The sequence below is a fragment of the Methanobrevibacter sp. genome (genome assembly GCF_017409525.1).
GTDB lineage: Archaea > Methanobacteriota > Methanobacteria > Methanobacteriales > Methanobacteriaceae > Methanocatella.
Genome location: NZ_JAFQSO010000016.1, coordinates 35,364 through 53,520 on the forward strand (window position 1 = coordinate 35,364; position 18,157 = coordinate 53,520).

Consider the following 18,157-nt stretch of genomic DNA (forward strand, 5'->3'; position numbering starts at 1 on the left):
TTGATGAATATTTCAAAAAAAATATGCTACATCTTATCCTGTTCTTGGCTAAATTGAATAACGATTTTTTTAATTTCCCTACTTTCCAGATAAGGAAGCTTTTCTGTTATTTCCTTTTCCAAATCCCTATTCAATTGCAACCTTTTCTCAACATATTCCTCACCATCAAGTTCGGCCTTGTACTGTTTATTCAAATTGGAATATTTAGTGATTAAAGGTTGAAGAATATTGCCGATATCTTCATCCAATCTGTCATTGATAATCTTTCTTTTTCTTATTTCAGTCACATAACCCAGAACGGTAATGAAAAATCCTAAAACCGTAACTGTCAAAGCAGGAACAAAAATCTTCTGATTACCAATGAAGACTATTGTAAAAAAAATTCCTATAAATATCAGAACAATTCCAATTTTTCTTATATCCATGTTAAAGATATTATAATTTATTAATATTTAATATTTTTTCAATTCTTCAATGATTGAACTTAACAACAACCATGTGGAAATGATTGCCAAAACACCTACAAAACCCATCACGAAATAATTTGTAAATAAAATATTATTCACATCACTTAATCTGATTATTTCAGCGAATAAATTGTTTAAGAAATGAGCAAAGATGGGAACGAAAATATTTTCTGTTTTAAGATATAATATGGCCATGCAAATTGCAAAAACAAATGCGGAAATCATCCCTCCAAAACTATGAAGGGCACCAAACAGCAATGAAGTAATCAGCACTGCAAAGACTGTTGGAATAAACAATTTAAATTTATTTAAAAAAACGCCTCTAAACAACAATTCCTCAGAAATTGGAGAAACGACAACAGTAGTGAGAAAACTGCCAACCATCGGCAAATAATCTATTGACATTGAAGGTATCGAAAAGTTAACTAAAAAATCCAGAGATGGAAAATTATTAATCAAAGCCACTGATACATACAGCATCCCATATGAAAAGAAAATATTTAAAAATACGATTAATAATATGTATCTCAAATGCATTTTTGAAAAGACATTTTTCACATCCTCTTTTAAACCTTCAGTGCAATTTCTTAGTGAAAATACAAAATAAGCAATAATCAAAATATAGAACAGACTGCTGTCATTAACAATATTGAAGCAAGACAAAATGAAAAATATCACATATGCCAAAACAATGAAAATGGCAAAATCTATAATTTTAATGTTTTTTAGATTCTCATTCAATTCAGACATACTATCAAAATCAATCAATCAATTATGTAAAAGATAAATTACATCGAAAAACGGCACATATCCTAACCTAAACAACCACAATACAAATCCAAATCTCATTCAATCGTTTTCATCAAACGTAAAAACATCTTCAATAGAATTTTTACCTAAAATCTTTGTGATCTTATAGGCCAATAATAAGGAAGGATTATAACGAGCATTTTCTAAAGCATTTATTGTCTGACGAGTGACGCCAACAGATTCGGCCAACTCCTGTTGAGTCATGCCTTTTTCATGGCGAAACTGGCGTATTTTTGTTTCCATATACTCACCTATCATATAATCCATTGACTATATAGTTGTATTATTCTCTTTAAATAAAGCAATATAAATGTTTTGTATAATTTAACACTATAAATATGTAAAAACATATTATTTTAAAAGAAAAATTTTTACAAATTTTATAAAAAACGATGAAATTAAAAAAATTTAACAAAACAATTTCAAAATGCACATCTTAGATGTTAAAATATAATATAGAGAACGGTAATAATATAATATAGCATAATGAAAAAAAATGAGTTGATAAAAAATGGCAATACATCCTATTGAATTTAGGTATGGTACCCCAGAAATGAAAAGAATATGGGAAGAAGAAAATAAATTACAAAGAATGCTGGATGTGGAATCTGCATTAGCTCAAGCTGAAGGAAAACTTGGCATTATACCTCAAGAAGTAGCAGATGAAATCGCATCCAAAGCAACTACAGAATACGTAAAATTAGAACGAGTGAAAGCTATTGAAGCTGAAACCAATCACGATATTGCGGCTCTTTCTAAAGGAATTACAGAAGTATGTGAAAATGGCGCTGGAGAATATGTCCACTTTGGAGCTACCTCCAATGATATTGTAGACAGCTCCAACTCATTGCTTATTCGTGACTCAATTGAAGTGTTAAAAGAAAAATTAGAAAGATTGACTAAAATCATGCTCAAATTGACTGAAGAAAATAAAATGAAGGTGTGCATTGGACGTACTCACGGACAACATGCGCTTCCAACAACCTATGGAATGAAATTCGGTATTTGGGCGGATGAACTTCACAGGCAATATGAAAGGCTGGAACATGCTGAAGGCAATGTCTGCATTGGCATGATGGATGGGGCCGTAGGAACAACCGCCGCATTGGGCGAGCAAGGTTGGGAAATTCATAAAAGCGTTGCCGAAATATTGGGATTGCCTGCCGCCACAATTACAAACCAAGTTGTCCAAAGAGACAATCACGTTGAATTCATTAGCGTATTAGCCAATATCGCAAGTACCCTAGATAAAATCGGATTGGAAATTAGAAGCCTTCAGAGAACTGAACTCATGGAAGTTGGAGAATATTTCGACCCTGAAAAGCAAGTAGGAAGTAGCACAATGCCACACAAAATGAATCCTATTACAGCTGAAAGGATCTGTGGCGTTGCAAGAATTATTAAATCCTATGTAAATGCGGCCTTGGACAACAACCCCCTTTGGCATGAAAGAGACTTGACCAACTCCTCCTGTGAAAGGATAATGTTTCCGGAAAGCTGCATTTTAACTGACTATATCCTCAATTTAACTATAAAATTAATGAATAATTTAGTTTTCTACGATGAAAACATCGAAAGAAACCTGAACTTAACAAACGGTTTAATTATGGCTGAAAGACTAATGGCAGAACTTACCCGTGCTGGAATGGGAAAACAAACTGCATATGGAATTGTAAGAAAAAATGCAATTAAAGCCAATAAAGAAAAACTATTATTGGGTGAACTAATCTTACAAGACGAAGAAGTTCAGAAATATCTAACCGAAGAAGATGTCGAAAAGATAATGGACCCTCACACATATGTCGGGTCCATATCAATAATAATTGACGAATTACTTGAAAAATCCAAGAATTGGTTTTAGGTGAAAAAAATGACTAGTATAAAAGAATTAAAATCTATTGATTTATCTTCCTTTACAGTAAATATAACTGGAATTTCCATATTGTTTGCTATTCTAGCAGCAATAGTGATTACCTTAGCAATTGGAATTATGAACGTTAGTGCAATCATGGTTGCGATTTACCTTATCCCAACAATTGTCGTTGGCACCTTCATGGTGACCATATACTATGCATTTTCCAGCGGATTGTTATACAATACCCTAGCTAAAAAATTGAATCCAATTAAATTAACATTTGAAGATAATGGAGAACTCGTAAAAATTTCAACAACCGAAACTGCAATAATGACTTCAATAATAGCTACACTCCAAGTAATAATATTTTACTTAGCAACAATGCTGATATTACCATTACTTCTCAATACTGTTGTGCAAACATTATTGTTCTCAGGTCAGCAAATGCTTGCATTCTTGATGTACCAGTACATGCTAATTTTAAGCCAACCTACCACAATCGCAATAATCATCTTCGGTACATTCATCATTACATTCATACTTGTTTTGCTTGGATGTTACATCTACAATGCTTTTGCAAAAACAGGCAGAGGAGCTGTAATAAGCTTGTCTGAAGAAGATGGCATGACTGCTATCGAATCAATTGACATAATGAAATTTGCAATCGCATTCGGTATAGTTTACGGTATATTAAACTTGATTCTCACCCTCATAGGTGCAATCAGTGGAGGAGACATCGTGAACTTAATAATAAATATTATTGGAGGATTCGTTAGTGGAATTGTTAATGCTGCATTAATAGCATTGTTCTACAACATCGTTGCACCAAGAATCGCAAAAATAAAATTAGAATTAATTGATAGATAATCAATTAATTTTATTTCTTTCTTTTTTTATTTCAGGAACATATCTCTTAAGCATTAGAGATAACGTAATAACTGTCACGGAACTCATTGCCATAGCGAGCCCTGCCAGTGCCGGTTCAAAAGTAATGCCAAATGCAGGATATAAAACACCCGCCGCTACTGGAATCAAAATAGAGTTATAAGCGAAAGCCCAGAAAATATTTTCCTTAATCCTTCTCATTACCTTTTTGGAAAACTGCACTGCGGCAACAACATTTTCCAAATCGCCTTCCATAACAACAATATCCCCACTTTCCATAGCAATATCAGTTCCGTTACCCATAGCAACACCAATATCCGCTTGTGTTAAAGCCGGAGCATCATTGATACCATCCCCAACGAACAGCACTTTCTTGGTATTGTTCGCTTGAGTTTCCTTCACTATGCTTAACTTATTTTCAGGAAGAACACCAGCTCGCACATTGTCTATGCCAACTTCACGAGCCACATTAAGTGCAGTCGATTCATTGTCGCCCGTAAGCATATATGTTTCAACGCCCATCTTGTGCAGCTCTTCAATTGTCCTTTTGGAATTAGATTTAATCTTATCTGACAAACTTAAAATTCCCTTGACAGCTTTGTCTTTTGCCAAAAAGATAATGGTTTTGCTTAAGCTTTCAAGTTCATGATACTTGTCAATGGCCTCATCTGAAACATTAATGTCATTGGATTTCATTAAGGCCAAATTACCTGCAAGGACTTCACTGCCATTTAAATTGGCTTTAAGTCCCTTACCAGTTACATTTTCAAAGCCATCAGTTGAATCTAAAGCAATGTTCATCTCCTTTGATTTGTTGACAATGGCCTTGGCAATAGGATGGTTGGAATTTTGCTCTACACTAGCCGCAAGAGCTATTAATTCCTCATCGGAAATTCCATAAGTTATAATGTCATCAACTTCAGGCTTTCCTTCAGTGATTGTGCCTGTCTTATCAAAGGCCGCCACATCGATTTGACCAGCATTTTCCAGAGTATCCCCATTTTTGATTAGAATACCAAATTCGGCAGCCCTTCCAACACCTACAGTAACTGCAGTTGGTGTAGCCAGTCCTAAAGCACATGGACATGCCACAACCAATATTGAAATCAGACATGTTAGGGAGAATAACAATGTTTCGCCTAAAACAAAATACCATATTAGAAATACCACAATGGCTATTGTCAGAATGACTGGAATAAAGTAGGATACGATAGTGTTTGCGAATTTTTGAACAGGAGGCCTTGAGGACTGTGCCTTTTCAACCAAACGAATGATGTTTGACAATACTGTCTCTTTTCCAATTTTTTGAGCTTTAATATATAATACTCCATCTTGATTAATGGTTCCCGCAAATACTTCCTCACCATCCTTTTTAACCTTTGGAATCGGCTCCCCATTAATCATTGACTCGTCAACATAGGACTCTCCACCAACGACATCGCCATCGACAGGGATCTTGTCACCGGGTTTTACCAAAAGCAGATCACCAATGACAATGTCGGCAATTGAAACTTCCTTTTGAGATTTGATTTCATTGTTTTCATCAAGCTCAATTGCAGTTGCAACTGTTGGCTGAAGGCCTATCAATTCCCTGATTGAATCGGAAGTTCGCTTTTTAGCTCTTGCCTCCAAATATCTTCCAATCATTAGAAATGAAGGAAGCATTACCGCTGAGTCATAAAACATGAAGGAATGGTCTAGGACAATGTGAAATGTTCCAAGGATACTTGAGACATATGCCACCATAATACCCATCGAGTACATCACATCCATGTTCAAGTTCTTATGGGCCAAACCATTGCCGCCCGCTTTCAAAATAGGTAAAGAAACATATAAAAACGGAGCAATACTAACAATTAATGACAATAGACCCATCGAAGAAATATCAATTCCAGTAGCTTGTTTAATGGATTCTGTGATTCCCATCAATGGGTCCCATCCACTGAACATCAGCACCATTAGAATTGCAGAAAAAATCAAACCTACAATGATTCTATTGCGTTTTTCCTTTAGGTCCTTTTGATAAATGGCTTCCTCATCGATTTCTGTTTGTCCCTCAACACCCAGAAGTTCAAAACCCAATGAATCGATTACCTTTTCAATTTCATCCAATGTGACTTTGGAAGAATCATATCGAATTTTTGCTGACTGTGATGTCAAATCGGCCTTTACATCGAAAATACCGTCGAGTCTTATTAGGAAATTCTCAACATTCATAGTGCATGAAGCGCAATGCATTCCCTGGATTCTTATGGTCATTTCATCCGTGTGGAGTTCAAAACCCAGATTTCTAACCAGTTTCTCCATCTGTTCATAGGAAATTTTTTTAGTGTCAACTGTAATATGCAACTTATTTGCCGACAGGTCCGCATCCACTTCCTCTACACCTTCAATTTTTCCAAATGTTTTATTTACGCTTAAAACACAGGAAGCACAGTGCATTCCTTCAATTGGCAAATCCATATGTTTATGCTTTACTATGACATCACACCCCTATTTATCATATAAAATTAGTTTATTTTTAAATATTATAAAAGTTTAGGTAATGCTAAATTATTGGTAAGGCAATTCTTTTCTTGAGAAAATTATTTAACTTTAATTCCATCTTGGAAAACACTTAAAATATTATCATTGTCACTTAAAACAGAAATATCATCCAAAGGATTAGTATTGACCAAAATCAAATCTGCGATGTAATTTTCCTTTACTAAACCTAAATTATCTTGACCTAAATATTTAGCTGCTTTAACAGTTCCACTAGCTATTGCTTCTGTTTCACTCATTCCAATGTCGACCAAATGAGACAATTCCTCCAGATTATGCCCATGAGGGATAACACCGCTATCAGTTCCCATCAAAATATTAACGCCTTGCTCATAAGCAACAGAGACATTTTCCTTGTGAACCCTAACAATATCCTTTAATTTAGCTGTTTTTTCAGCAGCATAGCTGTCCCAAGCTGGAAAACCGTTTTTGTATAAGAATTGATGAACCAACAGTGTTGGAACCAAAGTGACATTCTTTTCAACCATTTTTGAAGCCGTCTTTTTATCGATGAATGTTCCATGTTCAATGGATGAAAATCCTGCATCAATACAGTTGTTCATTCCTTTTAGGCTATGGCAATGAGCTGAGACTTTCATATTGCTTGCCTTAGCTTCCTTTACGATTGTCTTAAGTTCCTTTTTATTGAACTGTGCAAATTCGGGTGATGTGTTGGTTGTTAATACTCCTCCGCTTGCCATCACTTTTATAAAATCAGCACCCGCTCTTTTAACTTCACGAGTCTTTTTTAAGACTTCTTCAATGCCATCGCATCTTCCCTTTGGAAATCCAGGATACATTATCTCCATGTCAAATCCAGATGGAAGAAGCAAATCAAAATGACCCCCTGTCATCATCAATGGAGTGATTGACAAGTGAATTTTTGGAGCTATGAATAATTTTTTCTCTTGAGCCAATTTAAAGCTTAAATCTGCAGACCCACAATCCCTAATTGAAGTAACACCCGCATTTATTGTCTGCAAAGAATGAGGAACGGCATTGTAAAAATGAATACCTAAAGGATTTGCCATATTTTCCTCTTTGTGAAAACCTTTAGCGAAGATGTGGGCATGGCAATCAATAAAGCCCGGAAGTAAATAATTATCTTCCCCATCAATGACTTTAACATCCTTTTTAGTATTTATAGAAGATGAAATCTCTTTAATAATATTATCTTCAATCAATATATTTTGATTGGTATTTATTTCTTCAAAGGGATTGATAACATTTACATTTTCAATTAGAGTCTGCATATTACCACACTATAATATTTCGATTGTTCCGTTATCCCCATCGACTTCAACCAAAGTCCCATCAGTCAAGTCATTGACATTGCTTGGTGAGTCAACCATTGGAATATCGGACATTATTGCACCTGTTGCAATGATAGGCTCAGCATTAAGGCAGATGATGGCTTTTGGAGCAGTGTTGTTTTTCATCATCTGAAAAATCACGTAAGATCCGACAGTAGACCCCTTTCCACCAGGAATAAATAAAACCTTATCTTTGATAATTTCCCCTTTCAATTCATGATTAGGATCAATTATTTCACCATTTTCAGGATTTACTCCACCTAAAAAACTAATCGGTTCAGATGAAACAATCAACTCCCCTTTTCCCTTTCCTTTTGCAATACTTCTACATTCAATCATAAACTCACCTAAATAACATCCTTTTTCATTATTTCTCTTAAAACTGCAGTCGCATAAGAGCCCTTATTAATGGAAAATTCGCATAAAACCCCCTCGTCGGTTGGAGTCGCCTTACTGTCCCAAACTTGAAAACGCATATTGCGCCTAAGTCCAAAACTTCCTAAACGAGGCATTTTCGGAACTTCAAAATCCTCTTTTTTAACACCATACTTGTCTAAAACGCCCTTTTCCATTTCTCCAACTTCACCGCCTGCAAACGGAACCTTTGTACCATATAACGGGCAGGTCGGGTTGGCCTTAAAGTTTGTAATCAATTCCTGAAACTCTTCATGGGATTTGTCCCGAACAATATGCTCTTCATTGTCAATGACAATATCTCCCTCAACATATTTGTCAATGCCCATAGCAACCCTATTGCTTACGGCCTCATTGAACAGATAAGATTGATATGCATGGACAAACATTCTCTGCAAAGGCTTTGGAAGTGCGTGCAGGGCATTCATATAGGATTTGTCTGTCAATTCCCCCTTCTTGGAATCTTTAATCAATTCCTTAATCATCATCTTTTCATAGCGCATTCCCTTGCCCATCAGACTTAAAGATTCCTCCAAGTTTCCATCATCATAGGCTTTTCTTGCCTTTTGATTGTCTTCACCCTCATCTTCTGTCGGATTTCCTATATATCTTCTGACAGCCTCCTCAAGGTCATTTTCAACCAGAGCCTCTCCAACAAGATGGGTAACTGTTCTAGGCTTTCCAAATCTCTGCCAGCCGAAATAATTGGGAACACCTCTGATTTCAAGTTCAGTCAAAACTTCATTTGCAATCTCAGCGCTTTCTTGGACATCATCCAAATCTTTGATGAGAATTTTAAACTTGTTCCCCTTAAGCTGACCCATTCTGAGTTTTTTACGACCCCTAACAACCTTTAAAAAATCAGTATTGTAAATATCCAAGTTTTCAACTTGCCTGAACTGGTCTTCGGAATCCATGTTTGCAATGCAAATCCATTGACGAGTTATGGCTTTTTTATCTTTCATACCTGCAAAGCCCATTCTTTTTCTTGAGATATGCAAGTCACGGGCAATGTCGAGGACAACGTCCAAAGTTGTTCTTCCAAGTTTTTCAATCCAAACATAAACATTTGGGCCTTCACCATCAGGAATGACCTCTGGAATTTCTTCAACATAAAAGTCTTCATATTGGTTTCTAATAGTTCCACCAATACCCTCTTGAGATGTAACATAAGTAGTAGCATTTAACATGATATCACGGAAATAATAATGCCCCGACCGGGATTTGAACCCGGGGAATGGGATCCGCAGTCCCATGTGTTATCCAAACTACACCATCGGGGCCATACAAAATAAGATAACACACTAATATATTATACTTATAGTATTTAAATTATTGCTACACTATAAAAGAAGAGGAGTAGATGCGTGTTGCACCTACCTGATTTTAATTTCTACGTTTTTGGTTACTCTTTTGTAGTAGCTGTTTCCTTTATATTTGATGACTGCCTTGTAAGTTCCCTTTTTAGTTAATTTAGTAATTTAAAGGTTGATTTGCCTTTACTGTTGGTTTTAGCAGCATATGTTTTACCTTTAACTTTTAAGGTAACCTTTACTTTTTTAACTGCTTTCCTTTACTGTTTTTCAAGGTTATTGTGTATTTGGTCTTGTAAAGTTATTCAATGATGCAAACTCACTTAAAATAGCAGTCGACATAATTATCACAATTATCGTTGTTGGACTTTCCGTGCTGTTTACGAAAATGGATGCTAAAAATACATGAGTTTGGCAATCCTCTTATAAAATGGTTCATTTGTTGTGAAAAAATCAATGTATTCAACATCCAATTGATTATATGGCATTCACATAGTCTTTTTTTTCTTTTTGAAATTTTTTTGTAAGAATTCAGATAAACTTTCTAAACAACCAAAATTTAACAGTATTACATATAAATTATATATGTAAAATTATAAAATTGTATATAATTACTCAATTTAGGAGGGTATTGAAGTTTATGAATAAAAATAGGATAATCGTAATATTTTCAATTTTATTCGTTCTTTTATGTTCGCTTTCAGCGGTTGCTGCAAGTGAATTAAACTCGACTGATGCAATTACAAGTGAGATTACGGATGAAACGATTGGTGAAACTGCAGATTTTGATGCAGAATCAGGGAAAATATTAACTACAATCAATGAAGAACAGGAAAGCATATTGAATGTGACCTGTGAAGAACAGGAAAGTGTATTGGACGCAACGGAGGACGAATCAGAAGAATGGGGTACATTCACTGAGTTAAGGCAGTTAATAAGTGATACCCTATACACTAAGGAAATCAAATTGCAAAAGAATTATAGATCTACTGGTAGTGGAGGTTCTAGCGATGAAATAGTCATTAACAGAGAGGTTACCATTGACGGAAATGGGCATACGATTGACTGTGCAGGAAAATCAACTGCATTCGTACTCGATTATAGTTACATTCATTTAAAAAATATGCGAATTACAGGATTTGCCGACACTTCAAAGTCTCACCTTTATGCAGTAACTGTTCAACCTCATCTTCAGCACTGCATAATTGAAAATTGTATTTTTGAAGGTAATTCATATAGCGTATTGAGTATGCAAGGAACCTTTAATAAGATTGTAGATTGTGTTTTTAGAAATAATTCTGCAAATGGGGCTGAATTAGTTTATTTGACTACTAGTAATCGTCAAAAAGATAATGCATTTCATAGAAATTATATGACTGGAAGTATTTTTGTAGATAATGGAAAAATCACATCAGACGGCAAATTTGACACAGACAAATTAGTTCTCTTAGGTGATGATTTTATTGTTGAGTATTCTCGCTTTGAGAACAATGTTGCTGAAAAAGGAATTGTCCATTTTGGCGGTCATCATTATCTTTCTACTGTTAATAAATGTTTCTTTGGTGTTGCTGAAACCGGTAATGATTATGGTTTAATTTGTCGTAATGGCAACGTAAGGGAGTCAATTTTTTGCACTCCTGATATAAAAGGAAATGTTATCAATGGTGTTAGAAATCTAGACTACAATCTCTGGTTTGATGGTACAAAATCTTATGAAATCCCTGAAAGAGTTGTTGAAAGTGAAGGCTATGGGACTAGATATGAACCATATATAGTTACCGGATATGAAGTGGTGAAGGAATATGAACTAATTATCCTGGTCAAGACTTATTATGTTCCATCAATACCTAAAGAAGTGAGACTGGGTGATACAATTCAATTAAAACTCATGTTTCTTAAATCCAATACTAGCCTTTTACAAATGCCCACATGGAAAACAGTAACATTCCAAGTCGAATTCAGTGACAGTAACCTAAATTCAACAAACATCACATTCACTAATGGAATATCAACGCCGTTTAATTATACTGCATTGGATGGTGAAGAGGGCACAGCAACAATACTTTATAACGGTGCAATTATTACCTCCATTAAATTAAAGCATTCTGGAGAGTATGATTCATTTACTCTACTGAAACACGCCATATCAAAGGCTTCAAATGAGATAGATCTGACTCATGATTATAAATTCTATTCCTCTCTTGATGATAAAATTGCGTTTACAGTGGATAAGGACATTACAATAAATGGTGATGGCCATACAATTGATGGATGTAATGGCGCCAACGGAATTTTTAATTTTGCAAGCGGAAGAAATATCACAGTCAAAAACCTTAATTTTGTAAATTTCAAGGGTCTTGTGGTCAATGCTGAATCTTCCGGCAATGATCAGATTACATTTATAAACTGTACTTTTAAAAACATTGGCGGAGGAATAAAATCAAATAAAATAACCGTAATTTATGATTGTAAATTTGAAGACAGCACAGCTACTGCCATTAATTTATATTCCACTCAAAATATTGCAAGCATTATTGACAACTCAATATTTGAAAATTGTAAAAGCAAATATGATGGCGGTGCAGGATACATTAATTCACCAACCATTATTACAGATTCCCAATTCAAGAACAACTATGCAAGAAACGGTGGGGGATTATACATTGACGCGCAAAATTGCGCTATAGACAATTGTGAATTTATCGGTGATAAAGCGGATTACCTGGCCGCAGGCGTCTATTTCAACAATACTGGATGTAATCTTACCAATTCATTATTTAAAAGTAATTCAGCCGCATCAAATGTGCCATTTTACTTTAAAACAACACAAGGAACCGTAGAAAACAACACAGAAACCAATAATACAATATCCAAAAATTCATTCAGTGACCTTAAGGGCATAATAACCAGTGGGGGAAATGTAGTCAATTTAGAAACTGATTATAAATTCAAATACGGTTCAAAAGAGGATTCCAAGATTGCAGATGGCATACCTATTGAAAAAAACCTAATAATAAACGGTAACGGCCATACCATTGATGGTGACGCATATGCCACATTTTTTGAAATATATGGGAAGACACTTGAAGTAACATTCAACAACATTAATTTTGTTAATGCATTGTGTTTCGGTATTTATATTAAAAGTGCCAAAAGCGTCTCTTTCAACAACTGTACTTTTCATTCCATTGAAGGTCAGGAAAGTACTGATGCAGTAATATATATTGATTATAAAAATCGGGATGAATCCGTTACAGACAGCGTGCTCATTAACAGATGCAGTTTTATTTATAATGATATTTATAACATAATTTTTGCAAATCCTGGGGATTATGCACTAACCGTAAAAGACAGTGTTTTTGTAAACCCAGACTCCACCTATGACTTATTCATTAGATCCCATAACTCTAAAAACTATTTGGATTACAATTGGTGGGGAAACACTGAATACAACTTCACCAGCATGCCTAAAGTAAATGTCAAATTAAATAATTGGTACTTCCTGAATGACACTACAGTTAAATCCAACAGGGCGACAATATCATTGAACAACTTATATGATAATGTGGCTAAAACAGTTACCGAAGATGCAAACTGTAGTCTGACGGATGTGCCAGTAGAATTTATCGGGAAAGACTTGGTAATAGATGATGCAGTCATTAAACATGGAATTCTCACAGTGCCCTATAAAACAATTAAAAAACCGGCATTTTTGACTACAGTCATATATGGAATTAATAATACCGTAAATATAACAGAAAAAGGACAATTTGATATGCTGCAGGAATTGATAGATAATGCCACCGGCAATATCGTGAATCTGAATCGGGATTACACACTCACTGAAGACATAGACAGTGTTGGGGGCATTATAATAAATAAGGATAATTTGATTATTAATGGTAACGGACACACAATCAATGCTCTTGGAATATCCAATCTATTCAACATACTATCGGACAATGTCAAATTAATGAATCTGATTCTAATCAATGGAAATGGCACAATATCACAAAGCAGCCCTATCCAATGGAGAGGAAACTATGGAACTATAGAAAACTGTACAGTTTCCAATAACTTTGCAGAGCGTTTCGGAGCAATAACCTGGACAGGAACCATGGGAGGCATAATCAATTCCACTTTCAACAATAACCGAGGGTTAAGTTCCGGAGGCGCAATTCTCATCGAGGGAATTGGTGTAAGCATCATCAATTCAAATTTCACAAGCAATGTTGCATTGAGAGGAGCATCAATATATTCAAACAATGGATATACTCGCATTGATAACTGTAAATTCATAAAAAATGATGCATCTGATGGCGGCGCCGTTTACTTGAATGATGAATATGGAAGAATACGATACAGCATATTTGAAAACAATACTGGAAGATACGGCGGAGCAATCTACTGTAATGACATAAATGATGCTATAACTACCAGCATATTCACATTCAATAATGCCCGATATGGCGGAGCAGTCTACTGGAATAAAAAATATGGCAGCCTTGCGGATTGCGAATTTGCCAACAACACTGCAACCGAAGACGGCGGAGCCATCTACTGGAACGCAAATTACGGAACTGTTGATTCAAGCTCCTTTGATAAAAACACTGCAAAAAGAGGAGGTGCAATCTACTGGGATTACGATTACGGCAAAGTGATTGATTCAATATTCATCAAAAATACTGCAAACGATGGAGGAGCAGTCTACTTCTGTGAAGGAAACTTCATTAAAAACGAACAACAAACAGTTGATTATTCCATATTCTTAGAAAACAGTGCGCAGAATAACGGAGGGGCAATATATGTTGCTGCCAAGAAAAGCACTATTGGAAACTCCACATTCATCAAAAACCAAGCAAAAGACGGTGGAGCGCTTTACGCTACTTTTAAAGATGGAACAATATCACAGTCAGTATTCATAAACAATTCCGCATCAGATGAAGGAAGCGCCATATACACAGATGAAGATTCCACTCCAGTCAACTACTGCGTCTTTTTTGAAGACAATTCAAAATCAATCATTTATCATGATGGATCATGGTTTAGCAGTAATCTTAATGCTGATTATAACTGGTGGGGAAACAACATAACAAATTTCAATCAAAAATTGGCCAATGTAAATGATGATGTGGAGGTCAATAACTGGTATGTTTTAGACATGACAATGAACGAGGGAACTGCAAACATCACATTAAACAGCCTATTTGAAAATAACAAAATCCGCACTGATGAAAACTGCAAAATGCCGCAAATTAACATTACATTAACCAATGAAAACTTAACAGTGGCTGACAGCATTATTTTAGGTGAAAACGGATATGTGGAAGTAGAATATCTTCCAAAAGCAATTAAAGGTTCATTGAAAGCAAGTTTTGAAACCTCCTCTGTTACAAGAAGTGAAGAGTTTCTACCAAGTAGCACTACAATTACAACTGCCGAGGACGAATTCATATATGGAAATATTACAATTGAATATGAAGTCATAAATCCTACAATTATCAATGTAGCAATAACTAATGAAACTGGAAGCATTGTTTTTGAGAATTTAACTTCAGAATATATGGTTTCTCCTGATTTGGCAGCGGGCACATATACCGTAACCGTAACAAACATGGGAAATGGAAGCATCGTTTCAAGCAATGATACAAAAACCTTCACTGTAACTAAATTGACACCAACAATCATGGTTGTTGCAGAAGATGTGATTTATCCAGGTGATGTTATTGTAAATGTTACAAGTGATGTGGCCGGAAATTACACTGTTAAAATCGGGAATGTTGCAGAAGAAATAAACTTAACAGTCAATGAAGTCAAACAGTTAACATTCAGCGGTTTAAAAGCACAGGAATACCTTATAAATGTAACATATGATGAAACAGGAAACCATACAAAAGCGTTTAATGATAGTGTTAAAGTCAATGTTTTAAAGGCGGCTTCAGAGATTATAATTAAAAATATCACCTATTTGGACTATTGGAATGTGATTGTAGAAATCGAATTGGTAAATTCAGAAGATTTCACTGCTAAGCTCTACCAAAACGCAACAGAAATCAGTAAAATCACAAAAAATCAAACTGCAATAATGCTCAATGATTTAACATTAGGAGATTACACATTAAACATTACCACCATTGCGGATGAAAATCACACACAAACAACCGAATCGGTAAACATATTCGTCAAATACACTCCGACAATAAATGTGGCCACAGCTGACGTAAGATATCCTGATGACGTTATTGTTAATGTGACCAGTGATGCAACAGGCAAATTCACAATGAAAATAGGAAATAACACATTGGAATTCAACTTAACGGAAGATGTGAAAACTGAAATTTTCAGATTTAAAGATTTAGTAATAGGAGAATATGCAATAAATGTAACCTACCAAGGCAATGAAATCTATACTGCTGCATTCAACGATACAGTTAACGTAAATGTTTTAAAAATCAATACTACAGTCGATTCAACCGTGAAAATAGATGGTTATCATGCAACAATAACTGTTAATGTTAATCCTAATGCTACTGGATTCGTCTATTTGACATATGATGATTTTGCTTGTTATTTGGCATTGGAAAATGGTAGTGCATCCATCAATAATACATTACCTGTGGGCAATTACAATGCATCAGTCAAATACCTTGGAGATGACCTCTACAATGAAAGCAGTACAACTTTGGAATTTGTCATTGTTGATCCTGCAAAAGAGAATACCAACATCACTTTAAAGGTTGAAAGTGATGAAAATGACGTCACCTATAATGTAGATGTCAATCCTAATGCCACAGGTCTTGTTAAATTCGAAGTAACAGGAACTGAAGAATACACAGTATACTCAGATGTCATAAACGGAAAGGCAATTTTAGATGATATATTGGATGCTGGCGACTACACTATAATCGCAACATACATGGGCGACGCAAGATTCAACACCAACATCACAACACAAACATTCACAATAAAAGACCACGAAAAACAGGACACTCCAATTGATGCTAATGTCAATATTACCGGTTATCGAACAACCATAACCGTTAATGTGAATCCGAATGCAACCGGTTTTATTTCCATAAAATTAGGAGATACAATTGCACATATTGCATTAACCAACGGCACAGGTTCATTTATTACTAATCTTGCTGCCGGAAGCTACCATGCGGATTTAACATATCTCGGTGATGATGACTTTAACAAAAACAGTACTGCAGTAACATTTACAATTGTGAATCCGGTAAAGGAAAATACAACTATCAGTTTGGAAGTCATAAGCAATGAAACTGATGTTATTTATACTGTAGATGTTAATTCTAATGCTACAGGATTAGTTAAATTCGAAGTGACCGGAACTGAAGAATACATAGTATATGCGGATATCATTAATGGTAAAGTGATGCTTGAAGACAAACTGGTTGTCGGCAACTATACTGTAATCGCAACATACTTGGGCGACAGCAATTACAATACCAATGTAACATCTCAAAGATTTAGCATTAAGGGACATGCAAAGCAGAATACTACAATTGATGCTGATGTTAAAATAAACGGATATCTCGCAACAATCAATGTTTATATGAATCCAAACGCAACAGGATTCGTAAAATTAACAATCAAAGATTCCATTATTTACCTGGCAGTAAAAAATGGTGTTGCTTCAGTAAATAACACTTTACCAGCAGGAAGCTACAACATTGCAATCAAATATCTAGGCGATGATAATTATAATGAAAACAATACCACTTTGGAATTTGTCATTGTTGAACCTGCAAAAGAAAACACCAATATCACTTTAAACGTTGAAAGCGATGAAAATTATGTTGCCTATATCGTGGATGTTAATTCTAATGCTACCGGCCTTGTCAAATTTGAAATAACCGGAACAGAAGAATACACAGTATACGCAGACGTCATTAATGGAAAAGCAATACTTGCAGACATATTAGAAGCAGGCGACTACACCATTATTGCGACATACATGGGCGATGCAAGATTCAACACCAACATCACAACACAAACATTCACAATCAAAGGACACGAAAAACAGGACACAACAATTGATGCCAATGTCAATATCAACGGTTACCACACAACCATAACCGTTAATGTAAATCCAAACGCAACAGGATTTGTTAGAATAAAACTGGCAGACACAATAGCAAATATCGAATTAACCGACGGTACCGGTTCATTTGTCACCAGTTTAGCTGCCGGAAGCTACCATGCAGATCTAACATATCTCGGAGACAATGACTTCAACAAAAACAGCACTACATTAACATTTACAATTGTTAAACCGCTCAAGGAGAACACACCAATCAGTTTAAACATATCCTCAAATGAAAATGATGTCATTTATACTGTTGATGTTAATTCTAATGCTACAGGATTAGTTAAATTCGAAGTGACTGGACTTGAAGAATATGTTTTATATGCTGATGTTATTGATGGTAAAGCATACTTCTATGACACTTTAACTACTGGTGATTACACTGTTGTTGCCACCTACATGGGCGATGACAGATTCAACACAAATATTACTACTGAATCATTCAC

At 35.2% G+C, this 18,157-nt stretch carries 10 protein-coding genes and 1 tRNA gene; 3 read left to right on the plus strand and 8 right to left on the minus strand.

Annotated features, from left to right (window positions below; translation table 11 throughout):
* Window positions 1-26 precede the first annotated feature (26 nt).
* From IJE64_RS09445 to IJE64_RS09455, 3 genes are all read right to left on the minus strand, one after another.
* Window positions 27-425 carry a hypothetical protein gene (locus IJE64_RS09445; RefSeq protein WP_292785179.1) on the minus strand — a complete coding sequence of 133 codons (399 nt, stop codon included), beginning with the start codon at window positions 423-425 and terminating at the stop codon, window positions 27-29.
* A gap of 27 nt (window positions 426-452) precedes the next feature.
* Complete coding sequence (locus IJE64_RS09450; protein ID WP_292785181.1) at window positions 453-1,217, minus strand: CPBP family intramembrane glutamic endopeptidase; 765 nt, start codon at window positions 1,215-1,217, stop codon at window positions 453-455.
* A 99-nt stretch (window positions 1,218-1,316) separates the two neighbouring features.
* Window positions 1,317-1,520 carry a helix-turn-helix transcriptional regulator gene (locus IJE64_RS09455; RefSeq protein ID WP_292785183.1) on the minus strand — a complete coding sequence of 68 codons (204 nt, stop codon included), beginning with the start codon at window positions 1,518-1,520 and terminating at the stop codon, window positions 1,317-1,319.
* Between the two features lie 268 nt (window positions 1,521-1,788).
* Between IJE64_RS09455 and purB the strand changes: the two genes are divergently transcribed.
* Both purB and IJE64_RS09465 read left to right on the plus strand, forming a co-directional pair.
* Complete coding sequence (purB, locus tag IJE64_RS09460) at window positions 1,789-3,138, plus strand: adenylosuccinate lyase (protein ID WP_292785185.1); 1,350 nt, start codon at window positions 1,789-1,791, stop codon at window positions 3,136-3,138.
* 9 nt (window positions 3,139-3,147) lie between these two features.
* Entirely contained in the window at window positions 3,148-3,999 is an 852-nt protein-coding gene (locus tag IJE64_RS09465; RefSeq protein ID WP_292785187.1) for a hypothetical protein, read from the plus strand.
* Here IJE64_RS09465 and IJE64_RS09470 read toward each other — a convergent pair whose 3' ends face one another.
* From IJE64_RS09470 to IJE64_RS09490, 5 genes are all read right to left on the minus strand, one after another.
* On the minus strand, window positions 4,000-6,498 hold the full coding sequence (locus tag IJE64_RS09470) for a heavy metal translocating P-type ATPase (RefSeq protein ID WP_292785201.1): 2,499 nt from the start codon (window positions 6,496-6,498) through the stop codon (window positions 4,000-4,002). It lies immediately after the preceding gene.
* 104 nt (window positions 6,499-6,602) lie between these two features.
* On the minus strand, window positions 6,603-7,814 hold the full coding sequence (locus IJE64_RS09475) for an amidohydrolase family protein (protein WP_292785189.1): 1,212 nt from the start codon (window positions 7,812-7,814) through the stop codon (window positions 6,603-6,605).
* A 9-nt stretch (window positions 7,815-7,823) separates the two neighbouring features.
* Window positions 7,824-8,213 carry a DUF126 domain-containing protein gene (locus tag IJE64_RS09480; protein ID WP_292785191.1) on the minus strand — a complete coding sequence of 130 codons (390 nt, stop codon included), beginning with the start codon at window positions 8,211-8,213 and terminating at the stop codon, window positions 7,824-7,826.
* An 8-nt stretch (window positions 8,214-8,221) separates the two neighbouring features.
* Window positions 8,222-9,478, minus strand: a complete 1,257-nt coding sequence (truD, locus tag IJE64_RS09485; RefSeq protein WP_292785193.1) for a tRNA pseudouridine(13) synthase TruD — start codon at window positions 9,476-9,478, stop codon at window positions 8,222-8,224.
* A 19-nt stretch (window positions 9,479-9,497) separates the two neighbouring features.
* Window positions 9,498-9,571 (minus strand) — tRNA-Arg (locus IJE64_RS09490).
* 670 nt (window positions 9,572-10,241) lie between these two features.
* On the opposite strand from IJE64_RS09490, the gene IJE64_RS09495 reads away from it, so the two are divergent.
* A partial coding sequence (locus tag IJE64_RS09495) for a right-handed parallel beta-helix repeat-containing protein (RefSeq protein ID WP_292785195.1) occupies window positions 10,242-18,157 on the plus strand: 7,916 nt, incomplete at its 3' end.